Below are 19698 nucleotides of genomic sequence, written 5' to 3'. Positions count from 1 at the left end.
ATCACTTTTTTAAGGAGGAACAGCAAAAATGGCAAGAAAAATGAAGACCATGGATGGTAACCAGGCAGCAGCTCATGCGTCATATGCTTATACTGAGGTTGCAGCTATTTACCCAATTACCCCATCATCTGTTATGCCTGAACACGTAGATGAGTGGGCTACCGAAGGTAGAAAGAACATATTTGGACAGACTGTCCAGGTAACAGAGATGCAGTCAGAAGCAGGTGCAGCCGGAGCAGTACACGGTTCATTAGCAGCTGGAGCTTTAACAACAACATTTACAGCATCCCAGGGATTATTGTTAATGATTCCTAACTTATATAAAGTAGCAGGTGAACAGCTTCCAGGAGTATTTAACGTATCCGCTCGTGCCCTTGCAAGTCACGCATTGTCAATCTTCGGAGATCACTCTGATGTATATGCATGTCGTCAGACTGGTGCAGCAATGCTCTGTGAGTCAAGTGTACAGGAAGTTATGGATTTGACACCTGTTGCACACTGTGCAGCATTAAAGGGAAAACTTCCATTTATCAACTTCTTTGATGGATTCCGTACATCTCACGAGATTCAGAAGATTGAGACATGGGATTATGAAGATCTGAAAGATCTGGTAGATATGGATGCTATTGATGAATTCAGAAATCACGCCCTGAATCCAAATCACCCATGCCAGAGAGGTTCTGCTCAGAACCCGGATATTTTCTTCCAGGCAAGAGAAGCATGTAATCCATATTACGATGCTATGCCAGCTATCGTTCAGGAGTATATGGACAAAGTTAATGCTAAGATTGGTACAGATTACAAACTGTTCAACTACTATGGAGCAGCAGATGCTGAGAAAGTTATCGTTGCTATGGGTTCTGTTTGTGACACAATCGAAGAGACGATCGATTACCTGACAGCAGCAGGAGAAAAAGTTGGTGTTGTTAAGGTTCGTCTTTACAGACCATTCTGCGCACAGGCATTGATCGATGTGATTCCGGATACAGTGAAGTATATTAATGTACTTGACAGAACAAAAGAGCCAGGAGCTCAGGGCGAGCCATTATACCTGGATGTTGTTTCTGCACTGAAGGGATCTAAGTTCGACGCTGTTCCGATTAACTGCGGACGTTACGGATTAGGTTCTAAAGATACAACACCTGCACAGATCGTTGCAGTATTTAATAATACAGACAAGGCTAGATTTACAATTGGTATCGAAGATGATGTGACGAATCTTTCATTGGAAGTTGGTGCACCACTTGTTACAACACCAGAAGGAACAATCAACTGTAAGTTCTGGGGTCTTGGAGCAGACGGTACTGTTGGTGCTAACAAGAACTCTATCAAGATTATCGGTGACAATACAGATATGTATGCACAGGCTTATTTTGATTATGACTCTAAGAAGTCTGGCGGTGTTACAATGTCTCATCTGCGTTTCGGTAAGAAGCCAATCAAATCTACTTACCTGATTCACAAAGCAAACTTTGTAGCATGTCACAATCCATCTTATGTAAATAAATACAACATGGTTCAGGAATTAGTTGACGGTGGAACATTCCTTCTGAACTGCCCATGGGATATAGAAGGTCTGGAGAAACATCTGCCAGGACAGGTGAAAGCATTTATCGCTGACCACAACATCAAGTTCTACACCATCGATGGTATTAAGATTGGTAAAGAGATCGGACTTGGCGGACGTATCAATACCGTTCTTCAGTCTGCATTCTTCAAACTGGCAGCTATCATTCCAGAAGAAGAAGCTATCGATCTGATGAAGAAAGCAGCTAAGGCTACTTACGGAAGAAAAGGTGATAAGATCGTACAGATGAACTACGATGCTATTGATGCTGGTGCTAAGCAGGTAGTTGAAGTAGAAGTTCCAGAGTCTTGGAAGTCTTGTGCAGATGAAGGATTATTTGCACCAGAAGTTAAAGGCGGAAAAGATGATGTTGTTGCATTCGTTAAGAATATTCAGGCAAAAGTTAACGCACAGGAAGGTAACACACTTCCAGTATCTGCATTCAATGATTATGTAGACGGTTCTACACCATCTGGTACTGCAGCATACGAGAAACGTGGTATTGCAGTAGATATTCCGGTATGGAAATCTGAAAATTGTATCCAGTGTAACCGTTGTGCATATGTTTGTCCTCACGCAGTTATCCGTCCGGTTGCTCTTACAGAGGATGAACTTGCAAAAGCTCCAGAAGGAACACAGGCAATCGATATGATTGGTATGCCAGGTATGAAGTTCACTATGACTGTATCAGCTCTTGACTGTACAGGATGTGGTTCATGTGCTAACGTATGTCCAGGTAAGAAGGGTGAGAAAGCTCTTGTTATGGAGAATCTGGAAGCAAATGCAGCATCTCAGGATGTATTTGATTTCGGTAGAGAGATTCCAGTTAAACCAGAAGTTGTTGCTAAGTTTAAACCAGAGACTGTTAAGGGAAGCCAGTTCAAACAGCCACTCTTAGAGTTCTCAGGCGCTTGTGCAGGTTGTGGTGAGACACCTTACGCTAAGTTGATCACACAGTTATTCGGTGACAGAATGTACATTGCTAATGCAACAGGATGTTCTTCTATCTGGGGTAACTCTTCACCATCTACACCATATACAGTAAACGGAAAAGGACAGGGACCTGCATGGGCTAACTCCTTATTCGAAGACAATGCTGAGTTTGGTTATGGTATGTTACTTGCTCAGAAAGCAATCAGAAAGAGACTGAAAGAAGAAGTTGAGACTGTTGCAGCATCTGATGCAGCTTCTGCAGAAGTAAAAGCAGCTTGCCAGGAATATCTGGATACATTTAACTGTGGTGTATCTAACGGAGATGCTACAGATAAATTAGTTGCAGCATTAGACGGATGTGATTGCGAGACATGCAAAGACATCGTTAAGAATAAAGACTTCCTTGCTAAGAAATCCCAGTGGATCTTCGGTGGTGACGGATGGGCTTACGATATCGGATTCGGTGGTGTTGACCACGTATTAGCAAGTGGTGAAGACATCAACATCATGGTATTTGATACAGAGGTTTACTCTAACACAGGTGGACAGTCTTCTAAGGCTACTAAGACAGGTGCAACAGCACAGTTCGCAGCAGGCGGAAAAGAGACTAAGAAGAAAGACCTCGCTGGTATCGCTATGAGTTATGGTTATGTATACGTAGCACAGATCGCTATGGGCGCAGACTTCAACCAGACTGTAAAAGCAATTGCAGAGGCAGAGGCTTATCCAGGACCATCACTGATCATCGCTTACGCTCCATGTATCAACCATGGTATCAAGAAAGGTATGAGCAAAGCTCAGACTGAGGAAGCATTAGCAGTAGAATGTGGATACTGGAACAACTTCAGATTCAATCCTGCAGCAGAAGGCGGCAAGTTCACACTTGACAGCAAAGAGCCTAAGCAGGAAGATTACCAGGCATTCCTTGACGGAGAAGTTCGTTACAATGCACTGAAGAGAGCAAATCCAGCAAAAGCTGAGAAGTTATTCGCTAGAAACGAAGCTGAGGCTATGGAAAGATATGCATATCTGAAGAAACTGGTTACTCTGTACGGAACAGAAGAATAAGATTCAGTTGTAAGGTAATACGGGCGGTCGCGAAAGCGGCCGCCTTATTTATGATCACAGATCTATGCAAATCATTGCTAAATTATATATCATTGGTTGACTTTTCCTTATAAAAATGATACAACTTTGTTATATGAATAATGAGACTTGATAGAGGCGCAGATTTCATAAGTACTTTGTGGCAATAGTCTGGGAGGACTGCCGATTAGAAAAGGGGGATCTGCCGAAGAAATTCTATTCTCCCAATAGGATTTCTGGGCTGCAGTCAGAACATGCTGCAGACTGTCACAACAGTGGAGCGCTATCATGGATGTATGACACAGTATTGATCTGTTATGCCATGAGCGCGCCCGGTAAGCGTTGTTCATGGTATTTTTATTTTCAATATATAAGCAAAAGAGAGGAATTTTAGCAATGAGAGGAAAGAAAAAAGCAATGTGGGGTGTGATGACCCTTCTGTGTATTCTTCTTTGTAGTTCAATGACCGTATTTGCTGCAGATGAAGCGGCTGAGTATGTGCCAAAGATGTATGCGTCTTTCTGGTCACTGGTTCCGCCAATCGTCGCAATTGTACTTGCATTGATTACAAAGGAAGTATACAGTTCATTATTTATTGGTATTTTAATTGGAGGCGTATTTTATTCTGGTTTTACGTTTGAGGAGACTGTTCTTCATGTATTTCAGGATGGTATTGTCGGAGTTCTGACAGATAGTTACAATATGGGAATCCTTGTGTTCCTCGTAATTCTGGGAATTATGGTGTGCATGATGAATAAGGCTGGTGGTTCAGCTGCATTTGGTCGCTGGGCAAGTGTACATATCAAAAGCCGCGCAGGTGCACAGCTTGCAACCATTCTCCTTGGTGTATTGATCTTTATTGATGATTATTTTAATTGCTTGACCGTAGGAAGCGTTATGCGTCCGGTGACAGATAAGCATAATGTATCGAGAGCAAAGCTGGCATATCTGATTGATGCGACAGCTGCACCAGTTTGTATTATTGCCCCAATTTCATCTTGGGCGGCTGCAGTTACCGGATTTGTTGAGGGTGAGGATGGATTTTCTATCTTTATTCGTGCGATTCCATATAACTATTATGCATTACTTACGATTGTTATGATGGTTACAATTGTAATATTAAAGATGGATTATGGCCCGATGAAGCTTCACGAAACGAATGCACTTCAGGGGGATCTATATACTACAGCGGATCGTCCGTATGCTAATGCAGAAGAAGATGTTGTGGACAGCAAGGGCGGCGTCATAGACCTGATCTTCCCAGTGGCTGTTCTGATTGTGTGTTGTGTAATTGGTATGATATATACCGGTGGCTTCTTTAGTGGAGTAGGATTTATTGAGGCGTTTTCTGCAAGTGATGCATCTGTAGGCCTTATGCTTGGAAGCTTCTTTGCATTTGTAATTACGATTGTGTTCTATGCAGTACGCAAAGTGTTGAAGTTCTCTGATTCTATGGCATGTATTCCAGATGGATTTAAAGCTATGGTACCTGCAATCTTGATCCTTACATTTGCATGGACCTTGAAAGCAATGACAGACAGTCTGGGTGCGAAAGAATATGTGGCTAATGTAGTTCAGAATGCAGCTGGAGGATTCATGAATCTCCTTCCTGCAATCATCTTCCTTGTAGCATGTTTCCTGGCATTTGCAACTGGTACTTCATGGGGGACCTTCGGTATCCTGATTCCGATCGTAGTTGCAGTATTTTCTGGAACAAATGAGACGATGATGATTATCTCTATCTCTGCATGTATGGCAGGTGCTGTATGTGGTGACCATTGTTCGCCGATTTCTGATACGACGATCATGGCTTCGGCCGGAGCGCAGTGTAATCATGTTAACCATGTATCTACACAGCTTCCATATGCGATTACGGCAGCAGCAGTATCATTTGTTACTTATGTAATTGCCGGATTTGTACAGAATGCATTTATCTGTCTGCCAATTGGAATTGTTTTAATGGTTGGAACATTGATGGTGATTCGTAAAGTTACCGCAGATAAATAAAAATGTCGATAAAAAACAGAAGTTTCGAAAGAGACTTCTGTTTTTTTGTTAATGAAAATCCTTTCCTAATCTGCTTGTAACCTGGGATTAAATTGGATAAAATACTCTGTATAGGCAAAAGTATAAAACAGGGTTCAACCATTGAAAAAAAGATGTTATAATGCTATAGGTGTAGTCGTGATGACACCGGAAGAAAGGAGATAACAAAATCTTATGAGCATCAGAGATTTGAAGACATATGACTTGATCAAGGAAGAAGAATTGAAGGGAATTCAGTCTAAAGGTTATTTGATGAGGCACAAGAAGAGTGGCGCAAGAGTTCTTCTGATAGAAAATGACGATGAGAACAAGGTGTTTAGTATCGGTTTTCGTACTCCGCCCAGTGACAGTACCGGAGTGCCACATATCATGGAACATTCTGTGCTGTGCGGATCAAAGAACTTCCCGGCCAAGGATCCATTTGTAGAATTAGTGAAAGGGTCGCTCAATACATTTTTAAATGCAATGACTTATCCGGATAAAACAGTGTACCCAGTGGCAAGCTGTAACGATAAGGATTTCCAGAATCTCATGCATGTATATATGGATGCGGTACTGTATCCGAATATCTATGAGCATGAAGAGACATTCCGTCAGGAAGGCTGGAGCTACAAACTGGATTCTGCAGATGACAAATTAAGTTATAATGGAGTGGTCTATAATGAGATGAAGGGGGCATTCTCTTCACCGGAAGGTGTGCTTGACCGAGTGGTTCTGAACACATTATTTCCAGATACATCCTATGCAAATGAATCCGGTGGAGATCCGGAGGTCATCCCGGAGCTGACCTATGAACAGTTCCTGGATTTTCACAGGACTTATTATCATCCGTCCAACAGCTATATATATCTTTATGGAGATATGGATATGGAAGAAAAGCTATGCTGGCTGGATCGGGAATATCTTTGTCATTATGAGAAAAAAGTAGTAGATTCAGAGATTCATTTGCAAGAAGCTTTTTCAGAAATGAAGGAATTGGAGATGCCATATTCCATAGCAAGCGATGAATCAGAAGACGAAAATACGTACCTTTCTTATAATAAGGTAATTGGTACAAGTCTAGATCGAGAATTGTATCTGGCGTTTGAAATTCTGGATTACGCATTGTTATCTGCGCCAGGTGCGCCATTGAAGACAGCTCTTACGGATGCTGGAATTGGACAGGATATTATGGGATCTTATGATAATGGAATCTATCAGCCGATTTTCTCTGTAATAGCTAAGAATGCAGATGCAGATCAGAAGGATAAGTTTATTGAAGTTATCGAGAATGTGCTGACGGACATTGTGAAAAATGGGATGGATCAGAAAGCACTTGAGGCGGGAATTAATTATCATGAGTTCCGTTACAGAGAAGCTGATTTTGGAAATTATCCGAAGGGATTGATGTATGGACTTCAGATAATGGATAGCTGGCTATATGATGATGACAAACCATTCATTCATATCGAGGCATTGGATACATTTGCGTTCCTGAAAAAACAGGTGGGAACTCGCTATTATGAGGACTTGATCCAGAAATATCTGCTGGATAATACTCATGGTGCGATTGTTATTGTGAAACCTGAGAAGGGGCGTACTGCCCGCATGGATGCTGAGCTGGATGCAAAATTACAAGAATATAAAGCCAGCCTTGGCGATGAGGAAATCAGAGAAATGGTTTCTCGGACAAAGAAGCTGGAAGAATACCAGTCAGAACCAGAGAGTGAAGAAGCGCTGGAACGGATCCCGGTTTTAAATCGAGAAGATATTTCCAGAGAAATTGATCCGATTTTTAATGAAGAGATGAATTTGGCAGGAGTTCCGGTCGTATTTCATGAAATTGAGACAAATGGAATTGGCTATGTAGATGTGATGTTCGACCTGTCAGGAGTCAGTGCAGAAGAACTTCCTTATGTTGGAATCTTGCAGTCTGTGTTAGGAATCATTGATACAGAGAATTACGGATACGGGGAACTTTTTAATGAGATTAATATGCATACCGGAGGAATTGGAACATCACTGGAGCTTTATAACGATGTTACCAATATAAGGGAGAAGGTATTTAAAGCAACATTTGAAATCAAGGGAAAAGCACTTTATCCAAAGCTTGAAAAAACATTTGAGATGATGGGGGAGATTCTGACTGCTTCCAAGTTAAATGATACGAAACGAATCAAAGAAATCCTGGCAATGACCAAGTCAAGGCTCTCTATGAAATTCCAGTCATCCGGGCATACAACAGCGGCGCTTCGGGCATTGTCCTATGCTTCTCCGTCCGCAAAATTCAAGGATATGACAAATGGCATAGATTTTTACCAGAAGATAGTGGATCTGTCAGAGCATTTCGAGGAAGAAAAAGAATCAATAACAGCAACACTTATCAATCTTACCAAGAAACTATTCCGTCCGGATAACATGATGATCAGTTATACTGCTTCAAAAGAAGGAATGGACGGATTAGAGAAGATGATTGCCAATCTTTCCGAAAGACTTTACAAAGAAGTTCCAGAAGAGACACCATGCATCATCCATTGCGAAAAGAAGAACGAAGGATTCAAAACAGCATCAAAAGTACAGTATGTGGCACGAACCGGTAACTTCATCGATAATGGAGCTGCATATACCGGAGCACTTCAGATTCTGAAGGTAATCCTAAGCTACGATTATCTCTGGCAGAATATCCGTGTAAAAGGCGGAGCATATGGATGCATGAGCAATTTCAACCGCATAGGAGAAGGTTATTTCGTTTCCTACCGTGATCCAAATCTGAAGCGCACCATAGAAGTATACGAAGGAATTGTAGATTACCTGAAGAACTTCACCGTAAGCGACAGAGACATGACCAAATACATCATCGGAACCATCAGCAATATTGATCAGCCTATGACACCCGCAACCAAAGGCGAACGATCCATGAACCTCTACATGAATAAAGTAAGCGCAGACATGATCCGCGAAGAACGCAGTCAGATTCTAGATGCAACACAAGATGATATCCGCGCCCTTTACCGAGTTGTAGAGGCCGTATTGAAGGCAGATCAACTGTGCGTAGTTGGAAGCGAAGACAAAATAGAAGAAAATAAAGAACTGTTTAAAACTGTGACAAGTTTTTAACAGGGGACGTAGTAAATTGAAAGAATACTACGTCCCCATTTAAGGAGTTTTTATGAGAAAAGATTATAAATCGGGATTTGTTACTTTGATCGGACGCCCAAATGTGGGGAAATCTACGTTGATGAATTGTCTGATAGGACAAAAAATTGCCATTACTTCTAATAAGCCGCAGACGACGAGAAATCGTATCCAGACGGTGCTGACAACGGAGGAGGGGCAGATCGTGTTTGTGGATACGCCGGGTATCCACAAGGCGAAGAATAAACTTGGAGAATATATGGTGAATGTGGCAGAGCGGACGTTGAATGAGGTGGATGTGGTGTTGTGGCTTGTGGAGCCAACGACGTTCATCGGTGCAGGTGAGCAGCACATTGCCAAGCAGCTTCAGAGAGTTCATACCCCAATTATTCTGGTTATTAATAAGATTGACAGTGTGAAGAAGGAAGAGGTATTGCCGGCAATTGCAGCGTATAAGGATGTCTGCGATTTTGCGGAAATTGTTCCGGTGTCTGCAAGAAACGGGGATAATACGGATGAGTTGATACGAGTGATCATGAAGTATCTTCCTTATGGACCACAGTTTTATGATGAGGATACCATTACTGATCAGCCGGAGCGTCAGATCGTAGCAGAGCTGATTCGCGAAAAAGCACTTCATTGTCTGCAGGATGAGATTCCACATGGAATTGCGGTGGCAATTGACCAGATGAAGATGCAGAAGAAGGTAATGCATATTAATGCGACCATCATCTGTGAGAGAGACTCCCACAAGGGGATAATTATTGGAAAACAAGGAAATATGTTGAAAAAGATTGGCAGCACAGCCCGCTATGAGATTGAGAAAATGCTGGATTGTCAAGTGAATCTGAAACTCTGGGTTAAGGTAAAGAAGGACTGGCGAGACAGCGAATATCTAATGAAAAATTTTGGATATCGGGATGAAGAATAAAATCAGCCTTTTCTGGGAGAACCTAATCCTATCAACAGAGGATGAGGTGATTTCATGGAAGAAGAGTACTGGGAGCGTTTTCTGGAGACGGGAAAAGTGACAGATTATCTTTGCTATAAGGGAATGCAGATTTGTAAACAGATAATAAAAGACCATGAAGGTGGAATAAACGGTGAATCAGATTACAGTGACAGGCCTGGTCCTGCAGGCAGCTCCTGTCGGCGAATATGACAGACGAGTGGTAATTCTGACAAAAGAACGAGGGAAGATTGCAGCATTTGCCCGCGGCGCAAGAAGGCCTAACAGTGCACTGATGGGAGTAACGAGTCCATTTTCCTTCGGAGAATTTACAGTTTATGAGGGGCGGACATCATATACATTGGTGTCGGCCTCTATTTCCAATTACTTTCAGGAGCTGCGTATGGATGTTGAAGGGGCATATTACGGATTCTATTTTATGGAGCTGGCCAATTATTATGCAAGAGAAGCTAACGATGAGACTCAGCTATTAAAGCTTTTGTATCAGACTCTTCGGGCGCTTGTAAATCCCCATATACCAAACCGGCTGATTCGGTATATCTATGAGCTGAAAACGGTCAGTATCAATGGAGAAGGACCACAGGTATTCCAGTGTGTAGGATGCGGGGACAGAGAAAGACCAATGGTGTTCAGTGTTAGACGTGGAGGTCTGCTCTGTGACAGATGCAGAAGAGATGTTTCGGATGGAATGGTGCTGAATCCCTCTACAATCTATACGCTTCAATATATTGTGGGAACGCCGGTGGAAAAACTATATACCTTTACCGTATCTGATGAAGTGCTTTGGGAACTGGGAAAAGTGACCGGAAGATATCTGGAAACTTACGTAGGAAAAAGATTTAAGTCATTAGAGATATTAGAACAATTGACAAAATTAGGATAAAAATATACATAAAAGGGGAGCCTCGCATCCGACCAGATCTGTTGGTGTGCGAAGCTCCTCTCTGATGTTATTCTTTTTCAAGCAGCGTTTCCTGTAATATATTTATCTGTATTATAGTTTGTCAGAACGAATACATAAAGTGAATGAATCATTTAGAGATGAAAAACCCGTAGAATAGAAACTATCTATATAAGACTTTTATTATAGAAATAACCGATTTGGAAAATGTTAATTCACATGATAAACTTGAAATGTAAACGTATATAGTGACAATGAGAATTGTTGAAAAGGGAATTCGGTGAGAGTCCGGAGCAGCCCGCTCTACTGTGTGACGGACGATGGTTTTATTGACCACTCAAGATGTTTTACTTTTGGGGAAGGAAATCCAGAGGATGAAGTCGAGTCAGGAGACCTGCTATATATTTTCAGGAGATTTCGGTGGGGAAAGGCAGTGTTTACGCTGTTTTTTCGTACCGTATTTTATTTTAGGAGGTAAAAAATGGATTATCAAGAGCTGAAAAAGTTGATGAATGAACAGAAAGAAGAGATGACACCTTCTGAACGTATGGCAGCATACATGAAAGGGGAGGAAGTGGACTGCATTCCATATGGAATTCTTGCCCCAGAGATGGCGATTGCCGATCTGATGGGATATTCAACGAAACAAATGAGCGAAGATCCGGAAGTTATGACAAAGGTCATCAGGGAGAAGGATGTGACATATAACAATTTTGGATTTGGAGTTGGGCCGGATTTAAGAACCATTGGAGTAGCACTTGGATCGAAACTTTTCACACCAGAATACGGAGTGCCTCGAATCGAAGAACATGTCCTTATGGATTATGCAGATTTTGATAAATTAAAAGTAGTGGACCCATATGACAATCCCGTTCTTACCCCAATGCTTGATATGGCAAAAGAATTAAAAAAACGATTACCCGAATATCCAATCAGCACAGGTGTGACAGGGCCAGTGTCATGTGCAGCTGCGATCAGGCCGGTGGATTTAATGTTAAGAGATACCAGAAAAAATCCGGAAATGCTGAAAAAGCTTTTGAAACTTTCCAATGAATGTTCATTAAAATGGGTAGAAGCATTTTGCAAAGAATTTGGGCCATGTTCTGTATTTATATCTGATCCGGTAACCTGCTCGGATATTTTGAGTAAAAAGCAGTTCGATGAGTTTTCTTATCCATATTTGAAAGAGATGATTGATGGACTTTATGAAATAACAGGACAGCCGCCTATGATCCATATTTGTGGAAAAACGAAACCAATCTGGAACGACATTGCAAATAGTGGAGTATGTGCATTTAGTATAGATAATTGCGAAGATCTTGCTGAGGCAAAAGAAGCGATTGGAGATAAAGTGATGTTAATGGGAAATGTACCGCCAGTAGATGTTATGTTAAATGGTACGATTGATGAGGTGATTGCGTCCTGTAAAGAATGTATTGAAAAGGCAGGAGACAGTCCAAAAGGATTCCAGCTTAACGTCGGATGTCAGACGCCGTTTGGTACATCTAAAGAGAATATGGAAGCTCTTATCTATGCAGCAAGAAAATATGGGCGTGGTGCGAAAATAGGATGTCTGCCGAAAGGATTGCAAGAAGATTAAGAGGTAGTTTATAGAATCAATAGATGTTAATCTTGATTAATAAGTTTTAGGAGGAAATGATCATGGCAAGATCAAAAGAGGAATTACTGGAAGCGTTATCTGAATGTGTAGTTGAAATGGAGGACGAAGAGGTCGTAGATGTTGCGAATGAATATCTGGAAGCAGGATACCCAGCGTTTGATGGTATTATGGATGGACTTGTAGATGGAATGAATAAGGCGAGTGATTTGTACGATGCAGAAGAATATTTCGTTACGGATGTATTGCTCTGTTCTGATGCAATGTATGCAGGATTAGACGTGCTTCGTCCGCATCTTCCTGCGGATGATACCGGTGTAGAAAAACCAAAAGTTGTTATCGGTGTAGTAGAAGGAGATACCCATGATATCGGTAAGAATCTTGTAAAGATTATGCTGGACACAGCAGGGTTTGAAATGTATGATTTAGGAAGAGATGTCCCGTTAGATAATTTTGTAGATAAGGCAGTGGAAGTAGGTGCTTCTATTATCTGTATGTCAACACTGATGACAACTACCATGATTGGTATGAAGACCGTTATAGATAAGTTAAAAGAGCGTGGGATCCGTGATCAGTTCAAGATTATGGTTGGTGGAAGTCCGATTTCTCAGAAATATGCAGATGAGATCGGAGCAGATGGATATTCTGTAAATGCAGTAGAAGCGGTGAAGCTTGCTAAGCGTTTGATGGGAATTGCGTAATAAGGAGGCAATACATGTTGACAGAGAAAGAACGTTTGGAAAAAGTGTTCCATCATGAAGAGGTAGATCGCCCTCCGTGCATTTGCCCGGGTGGAATGATGAATATGATTACGTCAGAGTTGATGGATACTTGTGGGGTGACATGGCCGGAGGCACATACGGATGCTGAGATGATGGCAAAGCTTGCGTTGGCGAATTATGAGAATGGATGCTTTGAAAATGTGGGAGTACCGTTCTGTATGACTGTAGAGGCAGAGGCCATGGGGGCAGAAGTGACCATGGGAACGAAGATATTCGAGCCTCATGTGACGGGGTATGCCATCGATTCTGTACTGGATTGGAAGCAACTAAAGCCGGTAAATCATGAAGAGGGCCGTGCAAAGGTAGTTTTAGATGCTATCCGTATTTTAAAAGCTAAGAATCTGGATGTACCAATCGTTGGAAATATTACCGGACCAATCAGTACAGCAAGTTCTGTAATGGAACCTGTGAATTTTTATAAGGATCTCAGAAAACACAAGAAAGAGGCCCATGAATATATGACGTTTGTGACGGAGCAGATTATTGATTTTGCCAGAGCACAGATCGAGGCTGGAGCAGATGTTATTGCAATCTCAGATCCGAGTGGTACAGGAGAGATTCTGGGGCCAAAATATTTTGAAGAATATGCAGTAAAATATCTGAATATGGTTCTGGATGGACTTCAGGATGAGAAGATGGGAACTATCGTGCATATCTGTGGACAGATGAAAAGTGTATATAAACAGATTGATATGGTACACAGTGATGCATTAAGTTTCGACTCTGTCGTGCCAATGTCTGAGGCAAGAAAGCATCTGGAAGATCGTGTTCTGATGGGAAATGTCAGTACCTATGCATTGGAGTTTGGAGATCCGGAGCGTGTGGCGAAGCTGACTCGCAGCTGTGTTGCCGGCGGCTCGGATATCATTTCACCGGCGTGTGGTCTGGGAACAAAGTCACCGCTTGCGAATATACAGACAATTTTAAAAACATTAAAAGAAGAGGTACTAGCTGATGCCTAAGATAACAGTACAGCCGGCAGGAAAGAGTTATGAGTATACAGTAGGAAAAACATTGTTGGAGATTCTTCTTGCTGAGAAGATATTTGTGGACAATCCCTGTAATGGGAAAGGAGTATGTGGGAAATGCCGTGTGAAGATTCTTGGCGGAAATATCCCAGAGGCCTGTGAGACGGAGAGAAAGCTTTTGAAATCTGAAGAACTGGAAGCAGGAATCCGTCTGTCCTGTCTGGTCAGACCGGAAGATGATCTGGAGATTGAACTTCTTGGAAAAGAACGGAAACATGAGGTTCTGACTACGGGCTATATCCCGGATTTTACATTTGACTGTGATATTGAAAAACGAGTAATAGAGATTCATAAACCCACATTAAGCGACCAGACCCCTTGGGAAGACCAGATAAAAGAGCAGCTTAGAATGGATAATATCAGTTTTCCGGCTCTTCAGTCTGCGACATTCGCCCCGGGACAGGTTACAGTTGTTCTGCATAATGGTGAAGTGATACAGGTTGAAGAAGGTGACACTTCAGATTCCTTGTATGGTGTAGCAATTGATATTGGAACGACAACTGTCGTATGTGCATTGATTGATATGCATACAGGGAAAGAGCTGGCTAATGCATCTATGATTAATGCACAGAAGCATTTTGGACTGGATGTTCTTACGAGAATTACCTATGAATTAGAGCATCCTCTGGATGGAGTAGAAAAACTTCGCGGTGCTATTGTGGAATCCATTAATGATATGATTCAGGATATTTGCGGACAGGCAGGAGTCTTAAAAGAACAGATCTATGAAATTACGGTAGGTGCCAACTGTACGATGATGCATATGCTTCTGGGAATAGATGCAACTCCGATCGGAAGGGCACCGTATGCTCCAATGTTCGTAAAATCAAAGGATATTCCAGCTGATTCGATTGGAATACATGCGGCGAAGGGAGCAAGGCTTTATTGTCTTCCATCCGTTTCCGCGTATATAGGGGCAGATATTGTGGCTGGCGCTTATGTGTGTGAGTTGGAGAAAGAAAAAGGCAATGTATTATTCATTGATATTGGAACCAATGGAGAAATCGTATTGTCCAGTCATGGAAAGCTCTTGTGCTGTTCTTGTGCAGCTGGTCCGGCTCTGGAAGGAATGAATATCAGTTCCGGCATGCGTGCGGCAGAGGGTGCCATTGAGGATGTAGAGATCACCGAAGAAGGTGTGAAGCTAAAAGTCATTGGCGATGAACCGCCAATCGGTGTGTGTGGAAGCGGTATTCTTGCAGTGGTAAAGGAATTGTTAAAGTCTGGTCTGGTACGCAAGGATGGTGCGTTTATTAAGAAAGATAAATTAGAAGAAACAGATTACCGTTATCCGATGCTCCAGTTAGATGGAAGAAAACGAGAATTTATCATGACAGAGAGTCCTGAAAAGCTTCTCATCACGCAAGGAGATGTACGCCAGGTACAGCTTGCAAAAGGGGCAATTCTGTCCGGATTTATAGCTCTTCTGAATAAAGCTGGAATCCAGATGGAAGATCTGGATAAAGTGATGATTGCCGGTCAGTTTGGAGCACATCTTCCGGCGGATAGTCTGACAGGAACAGGAATCTTGCCACAGGAAGTTGAAGACAGGCTTGTCTATGTCGGAAACTCCTCGAAGACAGGCGCATATATGGCACTGATGTCAGCTCAGGTAAAGCGAGAAATGGAAGAATTAGCTCACAATATGGATTATATGGAATTAGGAGCAACACAAGGATATGAGAGACTTTTCTCCGATTGCCTGATTTTCCCAGATTTCAGTAAATAACACCTTGAAAAGATATACAGTTAAATGTATAATAGTTTACAATTATACATTTCAGTTGTCGTGCATCCGGTGAAAGTTATCGGAAGCAGATTCTGCAAGTATAAAAAACAGAAGGTGAGGATGAGGATATGGTAGAAAAAACAATGGACAAAATCGTGGCATTGGCGAAATCCAGGGGGTTTGTATATCCAGGATCTGAGATTTACGGAGGGCTTGCAAATACATGGGACTATGGAAACCTCGGAGTAGAGTTAAAGAACAATGTCAAAAAAGCATGGTGGCAGAAGTTTGTACAGGAGAATCCATATAATGTTGGTGTTGACTGTGCAATCCTTATGAATCCACAGACATGGGTGGCAAGCGGACACCTTGGCGGATTCAGTGATCCATTGATGGACTGTAAAGAATGTCATGAGCGTTTTCGTGCAGATAAGATGATTGAAGATTATGCACATGAGAACGGTATCGATATTGGAGACAGTATTGATGGATGGAGCCATGAACAGATGGAGACATTTGTCAAGGAGCATGAGATTCCATGTCCAACATGTGGAAAGCATAACTTTACGGAGATTCGTGAGTTTAACCTGATGTTCAAGACATTCCAGGGAGTTACAGAAGATGCAAAGAATACGGTATATCTGAGACCTGAGACTGCACAGGGAATATTCGTAAACTTCAAGAATGTACAGCGTACTTCAAGAAAGAAGATTCCATTTGGTATCTGCCAGATTGGTAAATCTTTCCGTAATGAGATTACACCTGGTAACTTTACATTCCGTACCAGAGAATTTGAGCAGATGGAACTGGAATTCTTCTGCGAACCGGGAACAGACCTTGAATGGCATGCATACTGGAAGAAGTATTGCCTTGACTGGCTGAAGGCTCTTGGCATTAAAGACGAAGAGTTACGTCCACGTGATCATTCACCAGAAGAACTCTGCTTCTACAGCCGTGCAACAACAGACGTAGAATTCCTCTTCCCATTCGGATGGGGCGAGTTATGGGGAATCGCAGACAGAACAGATTACGACCTGACTCAGCATCAGAATGTATCTAAGCAGGATATGTCTTACTTTGATGATGAGAAGAAAGAAAAATATATTCCATACGTTATCGAACCATCACTGGGTGCTGACCGTATGGTGCTGGCATTCCTTTGCAGCGCATATGACGAAGAAGAATTAGAAGGCGGAGATACCAGAACAGTCCTTCACTTCCACCCGGCACTTGCACCAGTAAAGATTGGAGTCCTTCCACTTTCTAAAAAGTTAAATGAAGGCGCTGAAAAAGTATATGCACAGTTATGCAAGAAGTATAACTGCGAATACGATGAACGTGGCAACATTGGTAAACGCTACCGCCGCCAGGACGAGATCGGAACACCATTCTGTGTAACTTACGATTTCGATTCCGAAGAAGACGGAGCAGTAACCGTACGTGACAGAGACACCATGGAACAGGAAAGAGTTAAAATAGAAGATTTGGATGCTTACTTTGAGAAAAAGTTTGCATGGTAAGAAATAAAGGGATGTAGATAAAGTTGGTGCTGGAGTTGAACTCCAGCACCACTTTTCTTTACAAATGGATTCTCTCGATGTTCCTTTTCATAAATCATAGATTTCTTTATTTGCGGACATTTGTAGGGAAACAATGGTTTGATATGGTCTTACAACAGTAATTCAAAAAAGCATAGCTGACATAAGAGAACGGGTATCCGCTGTGATTGGACAAAGTAAAAATTATGGAAAAATGTGAAAGCGGAAGAAAAAGTTATAAGATAATACGTTTGTTTTTGGAATTATATATAGTAGTATTAGTATATCGTCTATTTATAAAAATACGTGAGAGGAATTTATGATTCAAATATATATATGTGAAGATCAGGAAAAACAGCTTTTATATTTCAAGCGAATTATAGAAAAATATATTACAAACACACATAAGGATGCCAAGGTTGTGTCGGCTCGAAAAAATCCACAATACACTTTATTTGATGTAAAAAAATATGGGGAATCTCCGGCATTGTTTTTTTTAGATATACAGTTGGAAGGATATGCTATGGATGGATTTCAGCTGTCAAAAGAGATAAAAAAGAATATGAAAGACAGTTACATTGTATTTTTGACATCTTGTGAGGAACTGGCATACAAAGCTTTTGAGTATGAACTTGAAATTGTAGATTATATTGTGAAACAGCCACAGGATTTCCTTGCAGATAAAATGAGCGCAAGAATTGAGAGAAGGATGAATAGGATATTTCAGAAAATAGAGAAATCCAGAGAGGTAGATGTGCGCCCATCGGTGAAGCTGGAATCGGGAAGCCGGATGATAGAGATTCCTATTGAAGATATTGTAATGGTACAGGCAATTAAAAGTACTCATATGATTGATATCTATACAACGAGTCAAAAAATAAAAATAAAAGAAACATTGAAAAAAATGTTTGAAATATTGGGTGGAGATTTTATTTATGTGAATAAATCTTGCATTGTGCAGAAAAAAAAGATTCGAGAAATAGATAAGAAGAATCATTACGCGTTAATGCCAGGAGGATTAAAGGTAGAGGTCTCATATAGAGAAATGAGGAACCTGTTAAGAGATTAGTAATGAAATGGTGTGAGTTGTATGATCTTAATAAATGGAGTATTATCGGGACTTTGTGTAGTCATAGGGGCAACTGGCTTACTGAGTAAACCGTTACGAAGGACAGAGTATCTGATACTTATTGGATATGTGGCAGTTGTAGGAATACTGGCACATCTTTTTATAAAACAAGACACAGGACTTTTGATGTTGGCAGGATTGCTAGGAATGATTGTTGCCATGGAAAAAGAAAAAAAATTATTGAATTTATTTATGGCTTGTTTGGGGTACGTTATTGCGATTATAGGAAATAATGTAATGCTAGTTTTTATTGATGTGTTTTTGAGAATACCGCGGGATGTGATAAGCGAAAAATATACATTTATTTTTTCGATGATATATGCTTTGTTATCATACACTGGGTTGTGTGTTTTACGTAAGGTTATCTATTCTCGCAAAATGGTCCAGAGAATATTTACCGAAATATCTTCGAAAGTACAGTTGGCACTTGTTATAAATATAATAATATTTCTTTCTATCTTTCTGATGAATATAACATTAGGAGAGAAGGTTGGATATTCAAAAAACATGTTAATGTTTAATAGCTTCTTGTTTTTTATAAGTTTGGTAATAATATCTTGGGTTCTTTTGAATGTTGCGAAGAGTATAGAGGAAGAAGAAAAGCAAAAAGCTATGATTCATCAACAGAAAATATTAGAAAGCTATGTAGAGAACCTTGAAAAGATGTTAGAAGAAACAAGGGCATTTCGTCACGACTATAAAAATATATTGTCTACTATGTCAGGATTTATCAGAGAAAATGAGATGGAAGGTTTGCGTGAATTTTTTTATCAAAAGATATATTTGCAAGAAGGAAGGGAAGAGAGTCAATCTATAGCATGGAAAAGTTTGAAGAATATCAAACCAATGGAATTAAAAGGATTTTTGTATGAAAAATTGTTGTTGGTTTTTGCGAAGAATATAGAAGTGCAGGTAAATATAGCTGAAAATCTGAATGTAAAATACAAGGACATGGAGGATTTGGTCCGAATATTGGGGATATTTCTTGATAATGCGATTGAAGAAACAGAGTCGATAGAAGATGGAAAAATACAAATTGTTATAAAAAAGACTGTCAAAGGGGTTATTTTTCGTATAGAGAATAATTGTAATTGTCTACCAGAAATCTCTGTTTTGACACAGAAAGGATATTCCACAAAAGGTGAAGGAAGAGGAAATGGTTTACACTGGGTAGAACAGCTTTTAGAGAAGCATTCGGATATGTTTCATGAATTGACAGTAGAGGAAGAAAAAGTAGTTCAAGTACTTGAGGTAATA

General features: G+C 40.9%; 13 protein-coding genes and 2 riboswitches. All 13 genes read left to right on the top strand.

Annotated features, from left to right (window positions below):
- Window positions 1-28 precede the first annotated feature (28 nt).
- A complete protein-coding gene (nifJ, locus tag ACQRD1_RS06490; protein WP_235232574.1) occupies window positions 29-3568 on the top strand; it encodes a pyruvate:ferredoxin (flavodoxin) oxidoreductase in 3540 nt (1179 codons plus the stop codon).
- A 143-nt stretch (window positions 3569-3711) separates the two neighbouring features.
- Window positions 3712-3880: riboswitch (Lysine riboswitch) on the top strand.
- A 102-nt stretch (window positions 3881-3982) separates the two neighbouring features.
- The gene (locus ACQRD1_RS06485) at window positions 3983-5593 is read left to right on the top strand and encodes a Na+/H+ antiporter NhaC family protein (protein WP_235232575.1); all 1611 of its coding nucleotides are present in this window, start codon (window positions 3983-3985) and stop codon (window positions 5591-5593) included.
- Between the two features lie 213 nt (window positions 5594-5806).
- Entirely contained in the window at window positions 5807-8728 is a 2922-nt protein-coding gene (locus tag ACQRD1_RS06480) for an insulinase family protein (RefSeq protein ID WP_235232576.1), read from the top strand.
- Between the two features lie 52 nt (window positions 8729-8780).
- The gene (gene era, locus ACQRD1_RS06475; RefSeq protein ID WP_235232577.1) at window positions 8781-9677 is read left to right on the top strand and encodes a GTPase Era; all 897 of its coding nucleotides are present in this window, start codon (window positions 8781-8783) and stop codon (window positions 9675-9677) included.
- A 54-nt stretch (window positions 9678-9731) separates the two neighbouring features.
- On the top strand, window positions 9732-9908 hold the full coding sequence (locus tag ACQRD1_RS06470) for a hypothetical protein (protein WP_427787188.1): 177 nt from the start codon (window positions 9732-9734) through the stop codon (window positions 9906-9908).
- On the top strand, window positions 9850-10599 hold the full coding sequence (recO, locus tag ACQRD1_RS06465; protein ID WP_427787187.1) for a DNA repair protein RecO: 750 nt from the start codon (window positions 9850-9852) through the stop codon (window positions 10597-10599). The genes ACQRD1_RS06470 and recO overlap by 59 nt, the downstream gene beginning before the upstream one ends.
- Window positions 10600-10846: 247 nt before the next feature.
- A riboswitch (cobalamin riboswitch) is annotated at window positions 10847-11033 on the top strand.
- Window positions 11034-11098: 65 nt separating this feature from the next.
- The gene (locus ACQRD1_RS06460; RefSeq protein ID WP_235232579.1) at window positions 11099-12217 is read left to right on the top strand and encodes a uroporphyrinogen decarboxylase family protein; all 1119 of its coding nucleotides are present in this window, start codon (window positions 11099-11101) and stop codon (window positions 12215-12217) included.
- A gap of 62 nt (window positions 12218-12279) precedes the next feature.
- Window positions 12280-12936 (top strand): corrinoid protein, encoded by a 657-nt coding sequence (locus tag ACQRD1_RS06455; protein ID WP_235232580.1) that lies wholly within the window; start codon window positions 12280-12282, stop codon window positions 12934-12936.
- Between the two features lie 14 nt (window positions 12937-12950).
- Window positions 12951-13979 carry a methylcobamide:CoM methyltransferase MtbA gene (locus ACQRD1_RS06450; protein ID WP_235232581.1) on the top strand — a complete coding sequence of 343 codons (1029 nt, stop codon included), beginning with the start codon at window positions 12951-12953 and terminating at the stop codon, window positions 13977-13979.
- A complete protein-coding gene (locus ACQRD1_RS06445) occupies window positions 13972-15774 on the top strand; it encodes an ASKHA domain-containing protein (protein ID WP_235232582.1) in 1803 nt (600 codons plus the stop codon). The genes ACQRD1_RS06450 and ACQRD1_RS06445 overlap by 8 nt, the downstream gene beginning before the upstream one ends.
- A gap of 128 nt (window positions 15775-15902) precedes the next feature.
- Window positions 15903-17294 carry a glycine--tRNA ligase gene (locus ACQRD1_RS06440; protein WP_235232583.1) on the top strand — a complete coding sequence of 464 codons (1392 nt, stop codon included), beginning with the start codon at window positions 15903-15905 and terminating at the stop codon, window positions 17292-17294.
- Between the two features lie 337 nt (window positions 17295-17631).
- A complete protein-coding gene (locus ACQRD1_RS06435; protein ID WP_235232584.1) occupies window positions 17632-18381 on the top strand; it encodes a LytR/AlgR family response regulator transcription factor in 750 nt (249 codons plus the stop codon).
- A 21-nt stretch (window positions 18382-18402) separates the two neighbouring features.
- The coding region (locus ACQRD1_RS06430; protein ID WP_427787186.1) for a sensor histidine kinase at window positions 18403-19698 on the top strand (1296 nt) is incomplete at its 3' end.

Source organism: Bariatricus sp. SGI.019, assembly GCF_050315235.1.
Classification (GTDB): domain Bacteria; phylum Bacillota; class Clostridia; order Lachnospirales; family Lachnospiraceae; genus JAFBIX01.
Note: the sequence above shows the minus strand (reverse complement) of the source record. Positions and strands in the feature narration are given on the sequence as shown.